General features: G+C 33.8%; 18 protein-coding genes and 2 pseudogenes. 5 read left to right on the top strand and 15 right to left on the bottom strand.

Translation table 11 applies throughout. The annotated features are described in order from the left end of the window. Positions 1-153: 153 nt before the first annotated feature. Both NH288_RS06315 and NH288_RS06320 read right to left on the bottom strand, forming a co-directional pair. Complete coding sequence (locus NH288_RS06315) at positions 154-1,866, bottom strand: ABC transporter ATP-binding protein (RefSeq protein ID WP_265213985.1); 1,713 nt, start codon at positions 1,864-1,866, stop codon at positions 154-156. A gap of 7 nt (positions 1,867-1,873) precedes the next feature. Further along, entirely contained in the window at positions 1,874-4,111 is a 2,238-nt protein-coding gene (locus NH288_RS06320; protein ID WP_265213987.1) for a YcaO-like family protein, read from the bottom strand. A 419-nt stretch (positions 4,112-4,530) separates the two neighbouring features. Between NH288_RS06320 and NH288_RS06325 the strand changes: the two are divergent. Then, positions 4,531-4,722: pseudogene (locus NH288_RS06325) on the top strand (endonuclease); the annotation flags it as partial. 188 nt (positions 4,723-4,910) lie between these two features. Here NH288_RS06325 and NH288_RS06330 read toward each other — a convergent pair. The 13 genes and pseudogenes from NH288_RS06330 to NH288_RS06390 form a co-directional block, all read right to left on the bottom strand. Beyond that, entirely contained in the window at positions 4,911-5,129 is a 219-nt protein-coding gene (locus tag NH288_RS06330) for a helix-turn-helix domain-containing protein (RefSeq protein WP_004829719.1), read from the bottom strand. Positions 5,130-5,439: 310 nt separating this feature from the next. Beyond that, complete coding sequence (gene ltrA / locus NH288_RS06335; RefSeq protein WP_265213991.1) at positions 5,440-7,299, bottom strand: group II intron reverse transcriptase/maturase; 1,860 nt, start codon at positions 7,297-7,299, stop codon at positions 5,440-5,442. Between the two features lie 725 nt (positions 7,300-8,024). After that, a pseudogene (locus tag NH288_RS06340) lies at positions 8,025-8,153 on the bottom strand (Maff2 family mobile element protein); the annotation flags it as partial. A gap of 1 nt (position 8,154) precedes the next feature. Next, the gene (locus NH288_RS06345; protein WP_265213998.1) at positions 8,155-8,466 is read right to left on the bottom strand and encodes a single-stranded DNA-binding protein; all 312 of its coding nucleotides are present in this window, start codon (positions 8,464-8,466) and stop codon (positions 8,155-8,157) included. A 190-nt stretch (positions 8,467-8,656) separates the two neighbouring features. Continuing rightward, a complete protein-coding gene (locus tag NH288_RS06350; protein ID WP_265214000.1) occupies positions 8,657-8,932 on the bottom strand; it encodes a hypothetical protein in 276 nt (91 codons plus the stop codon). An 18-nt stretch (positions 8,933-8,950) separates the two neighbouring features. After that, positions 8,951-10,747 carry a VirD4-like conjugal transfer protein, CD1115 family gene (locus NH288_RS06355; RefSeq protein ID WP_265214002.1) on the bottom strand — a complete coding sequence of 599 codons (1,797 nt, stop codon included), beginning with the start codon at positions 10,745-10,747 and terminating at the stop codon, positions 8,951-8,953. After that, positions 10,740-11,474: a BRO family protein gene (locus NH288_RS06360; protein WP_265214004.1), complete on the bottom strand. Its 735-nt coding sequence runs from the start codon at positions 11,472-11,474 to the stop codon at positions 10,740-10,742. Before NH288_RS06360 ends, NH288_RS06355 begins: the two co-directional genes overlap by 8 nt. Then, positions 11,471-11,956, bottom strand: a complete 486-nt coding sequence (locus NH288_RS06365; protein ID WP_000606597.1) for a PcfB family protein — start codon at positions 11,954-11,956, stop codon at positions 11,471-11,473. The genes NH288_RS06360 and NH288_RS06365 overlap by 4 nt, the downstream gene beginning before the upstream one ends. Beyond that, positions 11,949-12,776, bottom strand: a complete 828-nt coding sequence (locus NH288_RS06370; RefSeq protein ID WP_000793094.1) for an ATP-binding protein — start codon at positions 12,774-12,776, stop codon at positions 11,949-11,951. The genes NH288_RS06365 and NH288_RS06370 overlap by 8 nt, the downstream gene beginning before the upstream one ends. Further along, positions 12,773-13,546: a replication initiator protein A gene (locus NH288_RS06375; RefSeq protein WP_265214012.1), complete on the bottom strand. Its 774-nt coding sequence runs from the start codon at positions 13,544-13,546 to the stop codon at positions 12,773-12,775. The genes NH288_RS06370 and NH288_RS06375 overlap by 4 nt, the downstream gene beginning before the upstream one ends. A 158-nt stretch (positions 13,547-13,704) precedes the next feature. Next, positions 13,705-14,385, bottom strand: a complete 681-nt coding sequence (locus tag NH288_RS06380) for a type I restriction-modification system subunit M N-terminal domain-containing protein (protein WP_265214014.1) — start codon at positions 14,383-14,385, stop codon at positions 13,705-13,707. A 137-nt stretch (positions 14,386-14,522) separates the two neighbouring features. Further along, positions 14,523-15,176: an MgtC/SapB family protein gene (locus tag NH288_RS06385; RefSeq protein WP_265214016.1), complete on the bottom strand. Its 654-nt coding sequence runs from the start codon at positions 15,174-15,176 to the stop codon at positions 14,523-14,525. A gap of 76 nt (positions 15,177-15,252) precedes the next feature. Beyond that, on the bottom strand, positions 15,253-16,929 hold the full coding sequence (locus NH288_RS06390) for a Na/Pi cotransporter family protein (protein WP_106461256.1): 1,677 nt from the start codon (positions 16,927-16,929) through the stop codon (positions 15,253-15,255). Between the two features lie 307 nt (positions 16,930-17,236). On the opposite strand from NH288_RS06390, the gene mnmE reads away from it, so the two are divergent. Genes mnmE through NH288_RS06410 form a run of 4 tightly spaced genes read left to right on the top strand, consistent with a single transcriptional unit; the run spans position 17,237 to position 21,930 of the window. Continuing rightward, complete coding sequence (gene mnmE / locus NH288_RS06395) at positions 17,237-18,601, top strand: tRNA uridine-5-carboxymethylaminomethyl(34) synthesis GTPase MnmE (protein ID WP_265214019.1); 1,365 nt, start codon at positions 17,237-17,239, stop codon at positions 18,599-18,601. Beyond that, the gene (gene mnmG, locus NH288_RS06400) at positions 18,591-20,486 is read left to right on the top strand and encodes a tRNA uridine-5-carboxymethylaminomethyl(34) synthesis enzyme MnmG (RefSeq protein ID WP_265214021.1); all 1,896 of its coding nucleotides are present in this window, start codon (positions 18,591-18,593) and stop codon (positions 20,484-20,486) included. Before mnmE ends, mnmG begins: the two co-directional genes overlap by 11 nt. Then, complete coding sequence (rsmG, locus tag NH288_RS06405; protein WP_265214023.1) at positions 20,479-21,111, top strand: 16S rRNA (guanine(527)-N(7))-methyltransferase RsmG; 633 nt, start codon at positions 20,479-20,481, stop codon at positions 21,109-21,111. The genes mnmG and rsmG overlap by 8 nt, the downstream gene beginning before the upstream one ends. A gap of 27 nt (positions 21,112-21,138) precedes the next feature. Further along, a complete protein-coding gene (locus tag NH288_RS06410) occupies positions 21,139-21,930 on the top strand; it encodes a CPBP family intramembrane glutamic endopeptidase (protein WP_265214025.1) in 792 nt (263 codons plus the stop codon). The last annotated feature ends 29 nt before the right edge of the window (positions 21,931-21,959 follow it).

The following is a 21,959-nucleotide window of genomic DNA, read 5'->3' on the forward strand; positions in this document are numbered from 1 at the left end:
ATATTACTTTCATAAAAATCATACATTAAAAATATTACTAAGATTAAATTTACTGTCTGTAAAATATAAACAAGTGCCTTTATAATAGATGATAAGAAGATTTTAAGCTTCAAAAACTTACATTTATCTATAAAAAACATAGCTTTGTCAAATCTATTCTTCATAAGCCATATCATCTCCTAATCTATTAAAATATTCTCTATATTCACTTGAAATATTTATTAGCTCTTCATGATTACCCGAATAGATAATCTGTCCGCCTTCCATATAAGATATTTCATCAAAGTCTTTTATGGTTTCTAATCTATGTGCTGTTTGAATTACAGTTCTTCCCTTGAACAATTCTTCTAAATTAGAGATTATTCTAAACTCATTTTCTCTATCAAGTGAGCTTGTAGGTTCATCTAGTAAAATTATAGAGGCATCTCTTAAAAAAGCTCTTGCTATTGCAATTCTGCTTTTCTGTCCACCTGATAGTTCAAAGCCCCCTTCTCCTACTTTTGTATAAATTCCATCGCTTAATGAAGATATAAAATCGTAAATGTTAGCCTTTTTCAAAGCATCTATAACTTCATCCTCAGTAGCATTTTTCTTAGATATTCTTATATTTTCAAATACTGAGTTGCTAAATATATGATTTTTTTGCAAAATAATACACATTTTGCTTTTTATTTCCTTTAAATTACCTGTCGCCGCTAAATCCAATCCAAATACAAAAGCTTCACCTTGAAAATTATTTAAAAATCCACTAAGGCATTTTATTATTGTGCTTTTACCAGAGCCACTGCTCCCAATTAGAGCTAACTTATGTCCCTCTTTTATTCTTAGATTAATATTTTTAAGAACACTATCTTTGCTTTGAGGATATTTGTAAGATAAATCCTCGGTAAAAACAATATAATCTGAATCAGAAATAATTTTATCTGTTTTATCTAAACTTCTATAATCTTCAGAACACTTGATATAAGTCGAAATTTTTTCCTTGTATACCTTTGCCTTTGCCATTTTTAAAAATGACCCATGAAGTGTGCTTATTGAGTTGTAAATAATAAACAATATGAATGCATTTGTAGCAACTATATTCATATCAAATTTCTTAATTATCATATATCTAAATAAAATTATTAATGATAGTAATTTTATTATGTTCATTACTACGTCTTTAAATAATTGTGATAAAGTCGTAAGATGAACAAAGCCCATGGATGCTTGTTTAAGCAATTTAGATTTATTTTTAAGTTTAGATTTGTAAAAATCTACACCATTTAAAGACTTTAATGTTTCTGATCCATTCAATGCTTCCATCGACATCATAGAGTATTCTTCATTGATTTGCCCTTCCTTTTGGCTGCTTTTGGAAATTAGTGGGTCAAATAACTTCTCAAGTAAAAAGATAATTGTTAGCGTTGCAACAAATAACAAGGCAAGTTTGTAATTTACATAAAGCATATACACAATCCCACATATTAAAAGAGTTAGCTTAAATATTAGATCTGGCAAGGCTTCAAAATAATAAACCCCCATCCATTCTATGCCCATCCATAAGTCAGTGGTTAGTTCTCCAGTATGCTTTGAATCATCAATGTTCTTAGTAAGAAAAATAGCCTCAATAAATTCTCTTCTAATCTTATTTTTGAATTTTCCGTGCAAATCTTCATTTTTTCTTTTAAGATAGAATATGAGTACATATAAAGATGCTTTTAATATTAAAATATACATTAACATCTTAGTATTGGCAGAATTATTGCTCCAAACTAGATCGTAAGAGATATTAATAACAGCTATATTTAAAATGCAGTCCAAAATCAAAGACAATAAATATAAAATCATTAATATATTTTTGCTACTTTTTTTCAAAATCTTCATATTACACCTAATGAGGGTAATCACCTAAAAACAAATCTGTATATTTAACTCCCTCATCTGAATATCCCATAATTTTTTTAAATTTTAACATTCTATTACTTGGGCATAATAGAGGTTCAGACACTATTTGTATATCACCAGTTACTACTACTTTTACTGAAGGAATTCCTCCTAGATTTTGATTTGTTAAATCAACAAAAAGAACATCTCCATTGGTCGCTTTATTTACTTTTGAAACAACAAAATTTAATGTTTCTTCTAATGTTTCAAATTTACTTTGTTTGAACTCATCCATGCTTTTCATTTTTTCTGAATTAAGATCCATATCTTTGAATTTAAAATACCCTAAATTAAAGATACTATCTCTGCTATTAATCAAGCCTGTAAGGTTTTTCCTCCCATACTCTGTAATTCTAGATTGAATAGGTGGTAATTTACCTTGGACAGCTTCAGTAATAGATCTCTCTAACGCAATCTCCGGATCTATAGATGATCCAAATCCATTTGTTGCATACTCTATATAATTATTTTCATCAATAATCCATGTTCGTATTGTAGGTATATCTATATCATTGGTATAGTCTCTACTTATAATTCTAAATCCTTCATTCTGTATTTTGCTGATAAGATCTTTTGTAGTTTCTTTTTTTACAGTAGAATAATCTATTATTGGTAATTTTATAATATTTGATTGTCCAATACACCAAGCATCATGTTCTATAACTTCAAAAAGTCCTTGTAATATTGCATCTTCAATAGTGACTCCAGAGGATAATCCTGATGAACCGACTGGAACAAAGTCTCCTTTGAACTTAACTCCAGTTAAGAAGACTCTTGAAGCAGGTATAAGTTTAGGCTGATTGCTTATTAATGACTGCCCCCATACCCAATCTACTTCCATATTTTCATCATAGTCTTCATATCTATCATATATTTGCTTAATTTGATTTGTTGTAGATGAAATATCTATAATATGATTTTTAATATCACTTGGTTTTGCTCGTAGTAAAGGTATATCACCATAATAATGAGAGCTTAATCTTTCCATAAGCTCAAACGTGCACGAAAACAAAGCTTGCTGCTCTGTTATTCCCTTGCCAAATGAACGCTGATATTGAATAAAATAAGGAGTGTTATTCTTATGTGTTACATCCACATTTGCTCTATATACTGGAAGTATATTTTTTAATTTGTTATTAACTCGTGTAAGGTTAATATTAATATTTATTTTATTTAATGCTTTCTCTATAGTATTTTGTGTTTCTTCAGGACTTACGCTTCTAAGACCACCTTTAAAATATTTTATCTCTTTACTGCTATCACTAAATAATTTAATTGATCTAGGAACTACTACGTTTTTACTTTTATCAATCTCTATTAATTCTCTTGTCATTCCATTACAAGCACTACAATTAGTCGTTGGATAGTATACGCATGTTTTAAGCTCTTTACTTTTCAGATCCCAGATTTCTTCTTTTTGGAAATAATAAAAGTTAACTTTATTCTTTCTTAAATTAAGAATATCGCTTTCTATTTTATTTAAACATAAATTAAATAAAGTTTTGTTGCTATAAAAATCTAGATTTTTAGACACATAAAGATTTTTTATGTTTTCTATGCTTATTTTATTTTCAGAATTTTCATTTAATCTATCTATATGGTGTTGTATAATGCACTCATAACAGGCACTTTTCATTGGGAATATAAATGGCCCACTAATTAAATTAACTCCATCATTTCTTAAAATTACAAAAGGAATATTAGCATTAATCAATAATTTATTTAACCATATTACATCTTTATATTTAATATTTGATTTTATTAAAAAAACACAATCAAAATCAGATGATTTTATTGCTTTTTCTACTGCGTATACATCATTTATAACATCAACATCGATTTTGGAAACAAAAAAATCTTTGATTTCTTTGTTTATCTCTGTATCAGAAATAAGTAAAATATGAGATTTATCATAATCGTGTGTCGAATTAAGTTCTTTGGAATTCAATAGAATGCCCTCAGTAATCAACACGTCAATAAATTGATCTATTTCCTCAATCGAATAATATTTGCCAAATTTCTTGTATATTTCTTCTCTATTGCCAAATTCTTTTACTAAATGTAGTATCTCATTCAGTATTTCGTAATCGCATTCAAGGGTTTTGAAACAATTATCTTGATAAATAGTGATTTGATTATTGTTAATTTTAGATACCGAAATTGTATCATTTACTTTAAGATTCACATCTAACCTCCTAATATGATAGTTAATTTGTGGCATTTAAGATTTAATTTTTATTAATTAGATCTCAGTGTGTGAGAACAAGAATCAACGCTTGATTGATTATAGTTAACATTTTTTTCGCTGTTCACTTTTATTGTCATTCCCGCATACCTCCTTTATTAAATTACAAGTATTATTTTAAATAATAGTATCTACATTTGTTTTTATTAATCTTAAATGCCACATTTATATTTGGTTAAATGAATGATACTATCATTTAATTATAGATTATAGCATATTTCGCTCCTGATATCAATAATTATTATCATTTAATAAATTTTATGAATTAATCTCTCTTCACGAATATTAGTTATGATCCTGATTTTTATCTGCAATTTGCTATTTATCCCAATAATATCTATTCTTCTCTAATTTGAAAACTATCAACTGATAGAAAAGCACACTCATCTAAGGGTTATGAAGTCTGGTCAAGAAAACATAATATCAAAACAATGGCTGATTCAATAATAAAATTAAGAGAACAAGGAATTAATTCAATTACCCAACTCGATGATCTAATAAAAAAATCTGCCGATGATAGACAAGACTTGTTAGATAAAATAAAGGCAGTCCGAAGACTGCCGATATTTACCTCTCTGCACCTTTGCTATGTTCTTTCTTATTAGACTTAGTTTTGTCATCTATACTTAAAGCTTTTTATTTTACCAGTCCCTTGATCAACATTTTCTTTAGCTTCATCAAATCCTAATACTAATTTCGCATAATCCATAACTTGAACTTCTGTCCCTAAAGTCATTTACTATTCCTCTTCACTAAAATTGTCTTCAAAACTTATAATATCATTAGGCGTACAAGATAGAGCCTTACATATTCTTTCTAAATTTTTAAATGTAATTGGTTTATCCTTTCCCATTTGTGCCATAACATTTGTTGTAAGTCCTGCCATAGCTATTACATCTGTTTTCTTTAGTCCTTTTTTTGCTAACTGTATCCATAATGGTTTATAGTTAAGTGCCATAATATCCCTCTTTTTTTCTTTATTAGATTTATTTAATTATAGCATAAATATTGATTTCATTCAATCTTACATTGATTAAGCGATTTGTTTTAGAGAATTTGTTGTGTTATTCCGTCCTTATTTTGCCATAAATTGCTTAATACCTTGAGATTTAGCACCAGATAGTGATAGGTAATCCTTTGATGTTATCTCCGGATTTTCCCCCACTTCACACCGTGCATGCGACTTTCACCGCACACGGCGTTCCATCACAAGAAAGATTTTCACGTTTTAACTAAGACTTACACACTTCGTAACAAATTATTTTTTTCTAAATTAGTGGCAATCCTGCCATTTTTCTAAGCTTATTACATTTCTCGATCTGCTTGACCGTTAAGCCAAGCTCTTTTATATATTTTTGGATTGTATCTTCTTTTGTTGCATGGATAAGTATATGAACTGCTTCTGTAACAAGAATTAAGTTGCTATAACTGTCTGTACCGCCTTGTTCAAGCGGTATCTTGTGATGGCAATGTATATCGTTTGGTGTAAGTTTTACACCTGTTACCCCACATCTGCCATATTGAGCTGCAAAGAGCGAAATTCTGTTGTCTGCAAACTCTATACTCTTATCAAGTACAGGATGTCTCATCAACCAAACAAGTGTATCTACATCAATTTGCAGATTTTTATGAATAAAAGCTCTGCCCTTTACAGTGTATTTATTTACAACCTTTTTCTTGTGTTTTGCGTCCTTTGTCCTAATATATCCAACTGGAATTAGCGGATGTCCATTAAGGAAGCGAAGCTGTTTACTTTTTCCATATTTTTCTTTGATAAATCCTTTGTTTAGCGTTCCACTGGTTTTAATATCAAGTCTGTTGTTCATCTGCTTTTTAATGTGAAAGGCTATTTTAGCAAAGTCCAAACTTACATTTGTTGCTATTTGGTAGTAATTATGCAAGCCTGAAACAGTGGCATTATACTTGGCTATTGCTTTGTACTGTTCCTTTTTGTTTGCAGGTCTTTTTATATCCGCAACACATTTAGAAATATCTTCTTTTGCATTTTTCAGTGCCTTATCACTTATATGCGACTGTACAACAAACTTTTTGCCTTTTGGTTTAACCTTCAGCTTGAAACCTAAGAACTCCGAATACTTTTGTTTTAGATTTGTTATTTTAGATTTTTCTTCACTTACATTTAGTTTTAATCTGTCTTGCAACCATTTTGTAACTGCCTGATAGGTTCTTTTTGCATCGTAGTAATTACGGCAAAATATCTTAAAATCATCAGCATACCTTACAATGTATATTTCTTTTAGGTTGCTTGTTCTTAAAGCTCTGTAGGTATGGCTTTTTATCTCTGTTCCTTGACTGTTCGTTCTCTGTTTATATGGATAATGCGTGGGCATTGTCAGCCATTGAGAAGAAACCCACCAATCTAATTCGTTCAAGACTACATTAGATAGTAGCGGTGATAATATACCGCCTTGTGGTGTTCCCTTTGTTGGTGTAATTACCTTTTTATCGGGCATAACTATGTCTGCTTTCAGCATTTCCTTAATGATACAAAGTAACTTTTTGTCATGGATTCCTAAATTCCAAAGCTGCCTTATGAGCTTTGCATGATATACGTTATCGAAAAATCCTTGTATATCAATATCGACTACATAGTGTAAGTGCTGTATCTGCATTAGTCTTGCACATTCTGCAATAGCGTGTTCCGTACTCCTGTTAGGTCGAAACCCATAGGAACTGTCATGAAACTTAGCTTCACATATCGGCTCTAATATTTGCAAGATACATTGTTGTACAATTCTATCTACAATAGTTGGTATTCCTAAAGGTCTAATTTTCCCATTAGGCTTTCGCATTTCCACTCTCTTTACAGGGCGTGGCTTATACCAATGAAACTGTTTTTGTATGAGAGAAATGTATTCTTCTTCATTTAGCCTTGATAGATGTTTTATTGTTCTGCCATCTACCCCAGCCGTATGACTTCCTTTGTTCCCTTTTATACTACGATAGGCAAGTTTAATATTTTCTCTTGAAGTTATCAACTCCATTAAATTTGAAAATACTTTATTATTACCGCTATCTTCATATAAATCATCAAGGACTTTTTGCAAGTCATAGTATTCCGTATAACGGATTTTGCTTTGTTTCAGTGTTTGTTTCGAAGTGGACACAGTCACCATCTCCTTTCGGATTTGATTTTCTTTGTCATACTCGAAGCTGTGTTTGTCTTAATTTCAGTTCTTGTACTTTCATGTGACTGGTGGCTATCCCTCCACGAACTTATTATTTTCGCTTCATAGGTACTGTGCCACCACTTTCACCGAGATAAAGAATGGTTATATGCTGTTTTTTTCAGTCATTTTCCCATTCAACACTTCATTAGCATTAGACTGCTTCCATGCTCTTGGCTTACCACGTTCCGACAATCTTATCTTTGAATACGTTTAGGTTCTTCCTCTAAGCCTGTGTTTAGTTTTCACCATATCGCCTGTAACGATATATGGATTTTCATAACAACCATTCTTACTCATCCACAAACACCCCATCTTTGATGGGAATTGCCGTTAGGCAAATTCAAACGTTTAGACCCTTACATTCGGAAGTACGTCAGTGCTTTGGTATACACATTCTCACCATGCGTATTCGACACCCGACATATAGGTAGCACCGTCCACCTCTGAACAGCTTTCGTGTCTGATGTTAATATCAGTCTTACGGCTACTCTCTGCCGACTTCACCGAGCTTTTGACAATGAAATAGTCTAATATTCATTGCCAATCGGAGTATCAGTGTAGGCATTTCAGGGCGTTACCCCGTCATTCTACCTATCAGATTGCCAGTTCTCCTAAGTTTTGAACTTTCAGTCCTTCGACTTAGTGCATAAGCTTTTCACTTATGAACGTGTCGCACGGTTATCATTACCATAACCTTCCATCAAGTTAATAACTCCCCATGCTCCTAAACCTGCACCAATTGCAGTTACAAGTGTCTTTAAAACTCCAACTCCAGCTGTAAAAAATTCCATATTATTCCTCCTCGTTTTCTTTCTTATTTTCTATTTTGTTTAGTGATTTAACTATAAAATTCTTGTAGACCTTATCTCCTTTTTTGTTTTCTTTGAAATATCCAAAGACATGGATTAGATCTCCTTTTTTAAATTCTTTTACAATTTCTACCTTTTCTCCATATACTGAGCAATTTGTATATTCCTTGCCCTTTCCATAATTTTTAACAAGAGCAAAATTTGCTACTTGAACACTTTCTCCATCTTTTTCAAATTCTGAAAATTCAGCTTCCTTAACTAAATTTGCATTAATATTTATCATTTCTCTATCCATTAATTTCTTCTCCTTAATCTATAAATTTCAATTAAAAAAGCGACTGAACCTATGATTCAATCGCTAAATGCCTAATATATTAAATTGTTTTAAGTGGGACTTCTTATCCTTACCATTTAAACCTCCTAATTTTGAGTATAAAAAAAGGCGATAGAGTTTTTAATTTCTATCGCCTATCAACACTTTATTTCTAGTCTTCTAAAATCGATACTTCAAGGTCTATCGCTTTAAATGTAACAGTTATTCCTACTTCTTCTTTTACTATTTTTTCAAATAGCTCAGCTATATCATATGGGGACATATCGTATATATCTTCATACCATTCATTACTTTCATCGTACATTGTCTCACATATTGCTTCAATATAATTTTTCTTATCCCTTGTAAGTTCTGTATAACTTTCTAGAATAAACTGCTCTCCATTTATATTTAATATAATTAAAGATGATTTTCTATTTTCACACATTTTGCTTTCTCCATAAACTCAAATGTTTAACCTATTTATCTTATAACTTGATTTTAACTTTACCTTATCTCTATTTGTTAAATACTCTTCCACATCAAACAAGTTTTTCTTATCATAATCTTCCAACAACTTGTAATTCTTATGCTTTGTAATATCGAATTTATCAGATAGAAAAGGTCTTACTCCTCTTAACTGATAAATACACTTACCGCCATCCATTACAGTTATTTCATCTTGACTCATAAGTTCCTTGCCAGTTTTTTGGTAATTTAGACCAAAAGATTTTTGATTGGATCTTGTTTCTGATGTGTTATATAGGTCTATGGTTTCTTTTCCTAAGGTTTCAGATAATTCTTTTACTGTTGTTTTTTCTTTTCCTCCTAAAAAGAGTGTAGAGTCGCAGTTACCAACTATTGTATCTGCATGGTCTTTATAGATTGCTTTTAATTGAGATTGTGCTTGCAGTATTATGCTTGCCGATATTTCTCTTGAACGAATTGTTGCAATCAATTTTTCAAATTTAGGAATTAATCCTATATTTGCAAACTCATCAAGTAGACACCTAACATGAACTGGAAGTCTTCCACCATACACATCATCTGCCTTATCACATAGAAGATTAAATAGTTGAGAATACATTATTGAAACTACAAAGTTAAAGGTATCATCTGTATCTGATATTATTACGAATAAAGCAGTTTTTCTATCTCCAATTTTATCAAGCTCTAATTCATCTTCGCTCATTAGTTCTCTAAGCTCTCTTATATCAAAAGGTGCAAGTCTTGCTCCACAAGATATTAGAATTGACTTGGCAGTTTTTCCTGCTGCCAGTTTATATTTCTTATATTGCTTAACTGCAAAATGACTTGGATCTTTCTTTTCAAGAGCTTCAAAGAGCCTATCAATTGGGTTCATATAGGTTTCGTCATCTTCTCTGACTTCACTTGCGTCAATCATATCCAAAAGTGTCTTAAAGTTCTTTTCTTCTTCTGGTGCTTCATAATAGATATAACCGACAAGGGCAGTGTAATATAACTTCTCAGCCTTTACCCAGAAATCTTCTCCTGCCTTTACTCCATCTCCCTTGGTGTTAGCAATTATTGTTTGCACAAGTTTTAAAATATCTTTTTCACTTCTCAAATAAGCAAAGGGATTGTATTTCATAGATTTTTTAAAGTTTATTGTATTTAAAATCTTTATGTCATATCCATTTTCATAAAGCATTTTCCCACACTCTAACACAAGTGTCCCCTTAGGGTCTGTTACTACATAAGAAGAGTGCATTTGCATTAGATTTGGCTTTACATAAAATCTTGTCTTACCTGATCCAGAACCACCAATTACTAATACATTTTTATTTCTAGCATATTTAGGATTTTTAGGTCTTGAGTTCATTGTAAGTCTTTCGGTATTAGTTATTAGTACATTGTTTTCAAACTTAGGGTCAATATATGGAGCAATATCCTTACTTTCTCCCCATCTTGCAGAACCATATTCCTTACCTTGCCTATATTTCTTTTTATTTTTACCTTTAATATAAACAATTAGCTTAACAAGACCAGCAACTGAAATACCTACTAACAAGTCCCTTGGATTAAGGCTTGGTATATAGGATAAAGTTCCTATATCAGAAATTCCCACCATTATTCTATCTATAATATCTCCTCCTACATAAGAATTGATGTGTTTAGAAAATATATTACCAATATAGAAAAATGATAGATAAGGAATGTTTGATAATATAAATTTCTTTGGGTTGTCTATTTTAATTAAGTTTTTAATATCAGAAAGAATAGCTTCCAATATCTTATTCATCGTAGAAACCTTCGCTATCTAATAAAATTAGTAGGTAGTGTCTTCCCTTTGGTGTTATAAATGTTTGTATACCTACAAGTGTACCTAGTGGATCAACCCATTCTTTTACTTCAAAATATCCCTTATTCTTATCTGCATAAGGTAAGAGTTTCTTTTTCTTATCTCTGTAAATTAATCCTTTATCTATTAAAAAACTTATAAATTGATTTTGTGGTATTCCTAACTCTTTGGCAGTATTTCTAAAGTTTGTAAGTAGGTTATAATCTACTAATTTGTCATAATAATCTGCCTTTGGTCTTAATTCTTCAATTTCTTCTTCTCTTTCAGCAATAATTCTATTGGCTACAAGAATTGCATCTGCAAGTAGATCTTCATTAGTTTTCTTTTCTTGCCCTACTATATATCCTCCGTTTTTTCTAATACTTGGTAAGACTTCTCTAGTTACCCAAGCTTTGAATATTTTTGCTTGTGGTAGTTTTGATGAGAGGATAAGTGAATACAATCCTGATTCGTTAATTATTGAAATATTCTGTATTCCTCCAGGGGTGTTCCATTTCGTTACACCCTTATCTTCTTCGTCTACATGGTCATAAATAGCTTTTCTGGGATTGACATATCCTAGCATAGTTGCTACTTCATTTGCTATAAAGAAAAACTCACCATCTTTTTCAATAACAGTGAGTTTCCCAAAATTCTTATTTTCAAATGTTTTTAGATTACTTATCATAAGCTTTGCTCCTTATGTTTATTTTTAACTTTATCTTTACTAATGGTGTCCTTAGCCATATCTTTAAACTTATTTATAGTCTTCGTTATTGAATCTTTTCTATCGGCCTTTTTTTCAGAAGCCTTAACTGCTTTTTTAAAGGCGTGTTCCATTACTTTTATATCCTTAGATTGAAAAAACACAGAGTGGTTACCAGTTTCCTTATCTTTCATAACAGAAAACTTCACTCCGTGTTTGTTTAAAATTTTCTTTAATTCTTTTAACTCAGGATCTTTTAGATTAATTTCTTCTAACTGTCCCTTTTTAACCATATCTTTTAGTTTTACTTCTTCTCCATTATTTTTTATTACATTTTTCAAGCCTCCTTGATCTTCTATTTGCTTGTGAACTTTCTTTAAGGCATCAAGAATTGCTTTACTTGTTGCTTTTGCAAGCCTTACTTCAAGGTTAAGACTCGACCTAGATACTTCTTCATTAATCATCTATTCCACCTCCATATAAAAGTAACTCTTTGTATTTTCTTAACTTCTCTTGATGGATTTTTCTTCTAAAATCTTCTCCCGTAACTTTAACTGGTATTGTCATTTCAAGTATTCTTGAATATATCCTCTGATACTCAAGTTCAATATTAGGATTTTGAATAATTTCCAATGATAAGTTTGTAGTAAAAATTGTCGGCCTACCTTTTAAGTATCTTGAGTTTATAATGTTATATACTTGTTCTCTTGCATAAGATGTATCCCTTTCAATTCCAAGATCATCTAAAATTAACAACGGAATGTTTGATAGGTTATCTATAATTTCATTTGAATCTAGCTTAAATGCTGATTTTTGTATTTGATTTATAACCTGAGATAAATTCATAATCTTAACTTTAACTTGTTCTCTTTCAATTAATTCATTTGCAATAGAACAAGCAAGATAAGTCTTTCCACTGCCAACATCTCCATGAAATAAAAGTCCAACATTGTCTTCCTTCATTTGTTCAAAGCTTTTAGCATAATTGTAAGCAACCTTGTAAGCTTGACCTTTTTCATTTAAGAATCTCTCAAAATTATATTGGTGTTGGAGTGGCGATGAGAAACAATCTCTTTTTAGCGATGATATTTTCATTAGTCTTTCTCTTTCTTCATTTTCCTTATCTCTTTTTATTTCACATTCACATTTAATTCTGGGAATAAACTTTGTAAAGCCAAGGTCAAGTAATTCTCCATCGACTCTTTTATCACATACCTTACAATAAATATGTCCATTTCTTTCAATATCATTTTCTCTTAATACAAAATCTTTTAAGTTCTTCATAAACTCTCTCCTATATCGTAATTCATTTTCCTTGTTGTATTATCATTAATGTTTTTTGCCTGATCATTAAGATACCAGTTAATTATTGTTGCCTTGTGATCTTGATACACTCTGTTATTTGCTTTCATATACGACGACAATCTATCAATGTATTCATTAATTCTACTTCCTAACTCATTTGTTAAGTCCTTATATTCTTCATCAGTCAAAAATATGTTTTTATATATTCCATAAGATTTTTGCCCTTTACTAAAATCATTATTTCTTAACTCATTATTATTAATATTGTTATAGTTACCTTCCGATTTTCGAAAATCTTGACTTTCGATATTCGAATCTCTTGAATTTCGATTATCGAACTTCTGGAATTTTGTTTTTCGAACTTCTTGATTTTTTAATTCCATATTATTAAATATGCTCATAAAGTCTTTAACATAAATTCTGTTAGGCTTTCCCAGTCCTTGTCTTTTCTTTTCAATCAGTCCTATTCCTGATTTAATATCAAGCTCAGCTATTAATTTATTCGCTTTTTCACTTGCACAATTAAATTGATCTTTTATGCTTTCAATTGTGTAATAAATAAAGACTTTTCCGTCTTCATCTATCCAGCCATTTTTATATGAAAGACCCATTCGATTAAGCATATATGAATACAAAACTTTAGCTTCAATGGAAATGCTCTCAAAAATCTCATCTTCCATTAATACCATAGGTAACCTAATGAAGTTATACATCTCAGATTGCCTATTATAAAAATAATCAAAATTCATTCCTGCCTCCTTTCTTTGAAATAAAAAAGACGACAGAATTATTACTTTCTATCGTCTGAGATTTGCATATTAAATTTTCATCACAAAATAAGACTCTTTAAAGAATCCTTTGTTTTATTGGTATGCTATTTACAATACCCATTGTTAAAATGGATACTCTAAGCAGCACACCAACTATTTATTTTTTGAGTTTTAAACTTTGGTAGAAGTCTTGAACTCCTTATATTTACATAACTATTTGCCTCTATCACTATTATGACACGAAACCCGCAGGCTGGGTCTACGATTATATCATCTGCATTAGGTTTTGTTATGGCTACCATCATTTTGATGATGTGTCTTGGGGTACGGAATTGACCATTGGTGCCTGATGTGGCTAGTTTTGATAGGAGGTATTCGTAGATGTCTCCCTTGATATCGTTGTCTGTTGTTGGTAGGTCGTCTATGGCTGTGACTACCTTTTGGAGGGTTTGGGCCTTGTTTATGTTGAAAGTTGCATCTTTCATGTATTTGGAGAAGGCTGCATCTTCATCATTTGCCTTGAGATTTTTGATGAAGGAAAATATTTCTGCTTGCATGAGGTCAAACATCTTGCCTGCATCTCCTATGTTTTTGAAGACGTGCCACCTGTATTCTGGCTTATCTTCAGGAAAGATTGATTCATGGCTTAGGCCTAGGAGGTTTGAGTCTTCTTCTTTGGCTAGTTCGCTTTCGTCTAATCCTTTCATGAATAGTAGGTAGGTTATTTGTTCTATATTTACAAGGGGCTGGGTAGATCCTTCTGTCCATAGGGTTGTCCATATGGAATCGACCTTGTTTCGTAATTCTCCTGTTAGCATTGTTTCTCCTTATTTATTCGCTGGTGTTTAATTATTAACATTATACGTTTTAGCTTTATTTTTTCATTTGCTTACTATATACAATGACAAATGCTTTGGTCAAGAAAAAAAGCTTGAGTCTTGCTCAAGCTCTGGTGCTAAAATATATCAAACTTCTCAACATGGAGGTCGTTTTCTAGGAAGGTGATGAAGTTGTTTAGTTCTTCCTTATCTTTTGGGTAGATGTTGAAGTTGAGGATGAATTTGTCATCTTTGAATCTTAGGTTGTAGCCTTTTTTGTGGAGCTTGTTTTCTTCGACGTAGGTGTCGATTTTTTCTAGGATTTTGGAGTCTTTTGATTCTATTAGGGCGGTGTATTGGGTGTGTCTTTGGAAGATTTCTCCTTTGAACATATAGGATTGGAAGAAGACTATGAAGCCTGTGGCTATGATTCCTATGAAATACATACCGGCTCCAAAGGCCATGCCTATGATGGATGTGGTCCATATGCCTGCTGCTGTGGTTAGTCCTGTGACTCCGTAGTTTTTTACAAAGATGAGGCCTGCTCCTAAGAACCCTACTCCTGATACGATTTGGGCTGCGACTCTTGCTGCATCGAAGTGTTTGACATCGTAGAAGCCGTATTTGGATATTATCATGGCTAGGCATGCTCCTAGGCAGACTAGGGTGTGGGTTCTGGATCCTGCTGATTTATTTTTGTTTTCTCTTTCTGTTCCTATTATGAAACCTGATGCCAGGGCGAGTGTCATTCTTGCTAGGAGGTATAGGTTGAAGATATATGATTTGTCCATGGTGCCTTCCTTTATTTTTTAATAAAAAAATTTTCTAATAAGAAAAGCTTGAGTTTTTGCTCAAGCCTTTTGTTTTTTAGTTTTCACCTTCTATATGGTAGCCAGTGTGGGTTTTTACTGGTTCTACTGTTAGTCTAGCTATATTGTAGGCGTGGTCTCCGATTCTTTCCATAGTTGATAGGATGTCGTTGAAGACGTAGCTTGCCATTGTTGTGATGTCTAGACCTTGTTTTAGTCTCTTGTAGTGGGACTTTCTTAGCTTTACTTCCATTAGGTCAAGGGCGGCTTCGTCTTCTTTTAGCTTGTTATATTTGGCTAAGTCTTTTAGCTCGAAGACTTCTACTGCGCTTGCTATGTTGTTTATTACTAGATCGTAGATTTCGTTTAGGTCTGCTACCGCTTCTTCATTGTAGGATGAACCTGATTCTAGGATTTCGTTGAAGTATTCTGCTAGATTTTCTCCTAGGTCTGATATTCTTTCGACGTTGATTTGGACTTGTAGGTAGGATTGTAGCTCTGCTTCTATGTCTACTGGAGCCTGGTTTTGGGCAAAGTTTAGTAGGTAGGCTTGGATTTTGGTGTCCATATCGTTGACCATTGACTCAGCTTCTTTGACTGTTTGGTAGTATTTTTTGTCTTTGGTGTTTAGGTATTCCTTGCTGGCCTTGATTGTTTCTAGGGCTACTACTGATTCCTGGATGATGGCTGTCCTTATTTGATCTAGGGCTGCCGCTGGGAATTTTTCGATTAGCATTTCATCAAGTTCTAGGTTGCCTAGGTCGGTTAGGATTGAATCCTTGCCTGGTATTATGTGTCTTAAGAGCCTTGCTGTTTGGCTGATTAGTGGTAAGAAGACTACCATACCTATGAAGTTGAAGGTGAAGTGTCCTACCGCTATGGTCATGAGCTTGTTGGCTCCTATGGCCCCTGCTATGTGCTCTACTAGTATTTTGTATGGGTTTAGGAAGATTAAGAAAATCAATGATACTGACACATTAAAGAGGATGTGAAAGAGTGATGTTCTTTTTGCTGATAGGGATCCTCCCAGACTTGCTAATATTGCTGTGATACAGGTACCTATGTTTGCACCAAACATGAGGGCTAGGGCGACGTTTAGGTCGATTGCCCCTGATGCAAAGAGGGACTGGGCTATACCGATGAAGGCTGATGATGATTGGATTAGGGCTGTAAGGGCCGCACCGATTATTACTGCTATTATTGGGTTTTGGGCCATATTTGCTACTACATCTTCAAATCCTGGCACATCCTTTAGTGCTGTGAGAGATCCTCCCATCATTTCTAGACCTATGAATAATAGACCAAAACCGACTAAGATTTCTCCTATGTATTTATTTTTTCTTCTGGCTGAGAACATGAAGATACCTACACCGATTAGGGCTATGAAGTAGGCGAAATATCCTAGATCAAAACCTATTAAGATTGATGTGACTGTGGTACCTATGTTTGCTCCAAGGGTTATACCTATGGCTTGTTCTAGGCTCATGATGCCTGCTCTTACGAAGCTTATGGCTATTACTGTTGTTGCTGATGATGATTGGATAAGTCCTGTTATAAAGATTCCGACAAAGACACCCTTGATTGGATTTGAGGTGTATTTTTCTACATAGCCTCTTAATTTTGGGCCTGCAAAGTTGGTTAGGGCATCACCCATTAAACTTATACCAAATAAGAATATGGCTAGCCCACCTGCGATTAGGTTCCATTCTAGGCTAGACAGTGACGATAATTGCATATTTCCTCCAAAAAAAATTTTGCGATTTTCGCTAAGGACTTTTGAATCTGGTCCACTAAATAAAAAATGTTTAGATTATCTTAATAAACTATACTTCTAATATATCATAATTTAGCCCTAAAACCAAAGATTTTATCAAATTTTTTGATAAGATTTCATATTTTTTTAAAAATTCTTTACAAAGGGCTTGGTTCTATGATTTATAAGTCCTGTAAATGTTGACAAATTCCTATTTTCTATTATAATCCTTATGTTAAAGACCACTAGTCAAAGTAGTGGATAATCACTAATTTTATAAGGAGGAATGATGGCAAGTACAATAGCAGCTATATCTACTCCAGCAGGGACTGGTGGGATATCAATTGTCAGAATGAGTGGGGATAAGTCCCTAGAGATTATTAATAAGATTTTTAGGCCTATTAACAATAGGCCAGTTGACCCTGATAAGGACAATAGGTATTTGCGTTATGGAAATATCGTAAATAAGGGTGGGGATGTTATAGATGAGGTGATGGTGGCCTTTATGAAGGGGCCTGGCACCTATACTAGAGAAGATGTGTGCGAGATTAATTGTCACGGATCTTTTATTTCTGTAAGAGAGATTTTAAACCTGCTCTTAGATGAGGGCTGCGTACTTGCAGAGCCTGGTGAATTTACTAAGAGGGCCTTTCTTAATGGAAGGATTGATCTTTCTCAAGCTGAGGCTGTTCTTGATATAATTAATTCGACCAATAAGCTTTCAGCAAGTCAAGGTGTCAGCCACTTGCAAGGCTCTCTTAGTAAGAAGATAGAAGATATTAGAAATGACCTAAAGGAGGGCCTTGCCCGTCTAGAATATTCTATTAATTTTACTGAAGATGGGGAAGATTTGCCTGTATCAGATATAGAAGCCTATTTGATTAAAGCTAAGGATAAGATTGATGAGCTTTCCTCAACTTCTAATAAGGGTAAGCTTGTGAAAGATGGTATAAATACTACAATTATCGGTAAGCCAAATGTGGGCAAGTCCTCTCTTATGAATGTCCTTCTTGATGAGAATAGGGCTATTGTTACAGATATACCAGGCACTACCCGTGACCTTATTACAGAATATATTTCCCTGGGAGATTTTACCCTTAAGATAAACGACACGGCAGGTATTAGGGATACTGATGATTTGGTTGAAAAAATCGGAGTTGATAAGTCAATTGACTTGGTAGATAAGTCTGACCTTATCCTTGCGATTTTTGACCTATCTAGGGATTTTGATGAAGAAGACCAAAAGATTTTAGACCTTATCAAGGATAAGAACGCTATAATTATCCTCAATAAGACTGACCTTGACCCTGTTTTTGATGAGAAAGTTTTTGATCTAAATCTACCAATCATTAGGACATCTATGACCGATTTTTTGGGTATAAAGGAATTGGAAGATACAATTAGAGATATTTTTGATACCAAGGATTTAAATAGGGAATCAGTCCTTATTACCAATACTAGACATGAAAGGCTCCTAGCTTCTGCTAGAGAAAAGCTTGCTTCATCCCTTCACGATATGCAGATGGGAGTGCCTATAGATGCTTGTGAGGTGGACCTATCTTCTGCCTATGAAGATCTGGGTCTAATAATTGGTGAGAGTGTATCAGGAGAGATAATGGATAAAGTATTTAAGGAGTTTTGCGTTGGAAAATAGAAAATATAAGGCTGGATCCTACGATGTAGTTGTCGTTGGGGCTGGCCATGCAGGATGTGAAGCGGCGCTTTCCGCAGCTAGACTCGGCATGAAGACCCTTGTCCTTACCACATCTATGGAATCAGTGGCAGATATGCCTTGCAATCCAAATATAGGTGGTACCGGCAAGGGCCATATAGTTAGAGAAATCGATGCTCTAGGAGGGGAGATGGCAATAAATATTGACAAGACCTTCATCCAATCAAGGATGCTCAATACCTCAAAGGGACCTGCTGTTCATTCGCTTAGGGTCCAGGCTGATAAAAGACGCTACCACGAAGAGATGAAAAAGGTCTTAGAAGATGAGCCAAACCTTGATTTATTTGAGCAGGAAGTAGATAAGATTAATTATGAAGACGGAAAAATTGTTTCATGTGAAACAGTTCAAGGGGCAATCTTTGAAACAAAGGCTCTTATAATTTGTACAGGCACCTACCTTAATGGAACAATATTAATCGGTGATTATGCTAAAGTAAGTGGTCCTCATGGCTTATCAGCAGCGACTTACTTAAGCGATTCCTTAAAGGAAATGGGATTTTATATCCGCAGATTTAAGACAGGAACACCAGCTAGAATTCATAGGTCTTCCGTAAATTATGAAAAGACTACAGTCCAAGCGGGCGATAGCGAAGTAATATCATTTTCCTTTATAAATGAAGGCAAGGACTTTTCTGATAGGCAGCAAGAAAATTGCTTCCTTACCTATACCACAGAAAAGACCAAAGAGATCATCATGGATAATCTTGAAAGGTCACCAATTTATGGGGGCAAGGTCAAGGGAATTGGTCCTAGGTATTGTCCGTCAATTGAAGATAAGATGGTAAGATTCCCAGATAGGGATATCCACCAAGTCTTCATCGAACCAGAAAGCCTTTCGACAAATGAGATGTATGTTCAAGGGGTATCTTCATCCCTTCCACAGGAGGTTCAGGAAGAATTTTACAGGACAATTATCGGTCTTGAAGATGTAAAGATAATGAGACCTGCCTATGCTATTGAATATGACATGATCGATACCAGACAGCTAAAGAGAACCTTGGAATCAAAAGACTATGACGGCCTATATTTTGCAGGCCAAATCAATGGCTCATCAGGATATGAGGAAGCTGCAGGCCAGGGCCTTGTGGCAGGGATCAATGCAGCCCTTAAGATAAAGGGTGAAGATGAATTTATCCTAGATAGGTCAGATGCCTATATAGGGGTCCTAATTGATGACCTAGTCACAGAAGGAACTAACGAGCCTTATAGGATGATGACTTCAAGATGCGAGTACAGGCTCACCATGAGACAGGACAATGCCGACCAAAGATTATCCAAAAAGGGCCACGACATAGGCCTTGTATCTGATGAACGCTATCAAAAGATGCTTGATAAGAGGGCTATGATAGAAAATGAGATTGATAGGCTTAAAAACGTCCACATTACTCCAAAAGATGAAACAAACAAGGCCCTAGAAGAAATGGGTTCTACTGTTCTTAATAAGGGCCTAAGCTTATATGAGCTTATAAAAAGACCTGAAATCACCTATCAGATGACAGAAATTTTTGACCAAGAAAGGCCAGACCTTCCTAAGTATATAAAAATCCAAGTTCAAACAGAAATCAAATACGAAGGCTATATCAAAAAGCAAATGGCAGATATAGAAAAATTCAAAAAGCTAGAAGGTCATAAATTATCAGCAGATATCGACTACAGCCAAATAAAAGGACTTAAGAAGGAATCAGCAGAAAAGCTTAACGAAATCAAGCCAGAATCAATCGGCCAAGCTAGCCGTATATCTGGAGTAAGCCCAGCTGATGTTAACGTGCTTTTGATTAGACTAAAGACAGGAGAGCTTTATGGATAAGAAGTATCAAATCTATACAGACTATCTTTTGGAAGTCAATTCCCACACCAACCTAACAACAATCACAGACCCGGATGAAATTGAGCTAAAGCATTTCAAGGATTCCCTTACAGTTATAGACTATATTAAGGAAGGTGACAAGGTCCTTGACATAGGTGCTGGGGCTGGTTTTCCTGGTATACCACTAAGGATTGAAAAGGACTTTGACCTTACTCTAATAGATTCTGTGAACAAAAAGGTCAATTTTATGAACCAAGTAATAGAAAAGCTTGACTTAAAAAATGCTAGGGCCATCCACACCAGAGCAGAAGATTTTGCCAAGGACCATAGGGAGGGCTTTGACCTTGTCGTATCCCGTGCTGTGGCAAATATGGCAACCCTATCAGAGTTATGCTTGCCTTTCGTCAAGGTCGGTGGACTTTTTATTGCCCTTAAGGGGCCAAAGGCAGATGAAGAAGTGAAAAACGCATCTCGTGCCCTTGAGATATTGGGCGGAGAAGTTATAAAAATGGATCAGCTAAACCTTGCTGGCAATGAGAGGGTAAATGTCATTGTCAAAAAGGTAAGATCTTGCAAGAAAAGCTACCCAAGGGGACAAAATCTCCCAAAGAGAAAACCCCTTTAATGTTTCATATGAAACAAAGGAGTAAATATGAAATTTTTAAAATCATTCCTTGTTATAGTATTATTTCTAGCCTTTAATATAGTAATAGATGCTCTTACAGGTGTCTTTATTCCAGGCCTTATAGCAGTCCTAAAAACAGGAGACTTCCTTAAGTCTGCTAATTATATGGTCTACGGGCTCTTGGCAGGGCAATTAGTAAAGCTCACCATCCTTGCCATATATATGGATAAGCGTGATAAGACATTTTATAGAAATTTTACTCAAAGGTATATAAAAAATGAAAAACTTGAAAGGCCTCTAAGATTTGTAGGAATCGGCTTAGGTACAGTTGGCTTTGGTCTACTCTTAACGAATATTATAATGAAGGCCATGGCGGGTACAGAACTACTTACATCAGCCCTAAACCTTATGGAAAATGCCTTCAATGCTCAGACTAATCTTGATGGTCTAGTATTAATACTTACAGTTGCTGTTGGGGCACCAATAGTCGAAGAGCTTCTTTTTAGGGGAGTCCTCTTTGAAGAGCTTAATAGGTTTGTTTCTGTAAAGACAACAATCTTTCTAACAGCGTTGATTTTTAGTTTGTATCATTTTAATATACTCCAGTCCCCAAATACTTTTGTTATGGGTTTGGTACTGGCATGGACCTATTATAAGACCAGATCCATAAAAGCTTCTATTATAATCCACGCTACAAATAATATCCTAGCCTTGATACCGATAATCGACCAAGGTCTTAGCCCAATAGGCATTGGTATTTATATAATATTTATGGTCATAGGAATATATTCACTTACAACACTTAGGCATAAGGCCTAGGTGTTTTTTGTTTCACAAAATTAGATTTT

This window comes from Anaerococcus sp. NML200537 (genome assembly GCF_026131715.1).
GTDB lineage: Bacteria > Bacillota > Clostridia > Tissierellales > Peptoniphilaceae > Anaerococcus > Anaerococcus kampingae.

Coding starts and splice junctions, on each gene's coding strand:
- NH288_RS06410 (WP_265214025.1), top strand. CDS start 21,139: ATGAAATTTTTAAAATCATTCCTTGTTATAGTATTATTTCTAGCCTTT.
- mnmE (WP_265214019.1), top strand. CDS start 17,237: ATGGCAAGTACAATAGCAGCTATATCTACTCCAGCAGGGACTGGTGGG.
- NH288_RS06370 (WP_000793094.1), bottom strand. CDS start 12,776: ATGAAGAACTTAAAAGATTTTGTATTAAGAGAAAATGATATTGAAAGA.
- NH288_RS06360 (WP_265214004.1), bottom strand. CDS start 11,474: ATGATAAGTAATCTAAAAACATTTGAAAATAAGAATTTTGGGAAACTC.
- NH288_RS06355 (WP_265214002.1), bottom strand. CDS start 10,747: ATGAATAAGATATTGGAAGCTATTCTTTCTGATATTAAAAACTTAATT.
- NH288_RS06365 (WP_000606597.1), bottom strand. CDS start 11,956: ATGATTAATGAAGAAGTATCTAGGTCGAGTCTTAACCTTGAAGTAAGG.
- NH288_RS06345 (WP_265213998.1), bottom strand. CDS start 8,466: ATGGATAGAGAAATGATAAATATTAATGCAAATTTAGTTAAGGAAGCT.
- NH288_RS06350 (WP_265214000.1), bottom strand. CDS start 8,932: ATGTGTGAAAATAGAAAATCATCTTTAATTATATTAAATATAAATGGA.
- NH288_RS06390 (WP_106461256.1), bottom strand. CDS start 16,929: ATGCAATTATCGTCACTGTCTAGCCTAGAATGGAACCTAATCGCAGGT.
- NH288_RS06330 (WP_004829719.1), bottom strand. CDS start 5,129: ATGGCACTTAACTATAAACCATTATGGATACAGTTAGCAAAAAAAGGA.
- NH288_RS06380 (WP_265214014.1), bottom strand. CDS start 14,385: ATGCTAACAGGAGAATTACGAAACAAGGTCGATTCCATATGGACAACC.
- NH288_RS06315 (WP_265213985.1), bottom strand. CDS start 1,866: ATGAAGATTTTGAAAAAAAGTAGCAAAAATATATTAATGATTTTATAT.
- NH288_RS06385 (WP_265214016.1), bottom strand. CDS start 15,176: ATGGACAAATCATATATCTTCAACCTATACCTCCTAGCAAGAATGACA.
- rsmG (WP_265214023.1), top strand. CDS start 20,479: ATGGATAAGAAGTATCAAATCTATACAGACTATCTTTTGGAAGTCAAT.
- NH288_RS06375 (WP_265214012.1), bottom strand. CDS start 13,546: ATGAATTTTGATTATTTTTATAATAGGCAATCTGAGATGTATAACTTC.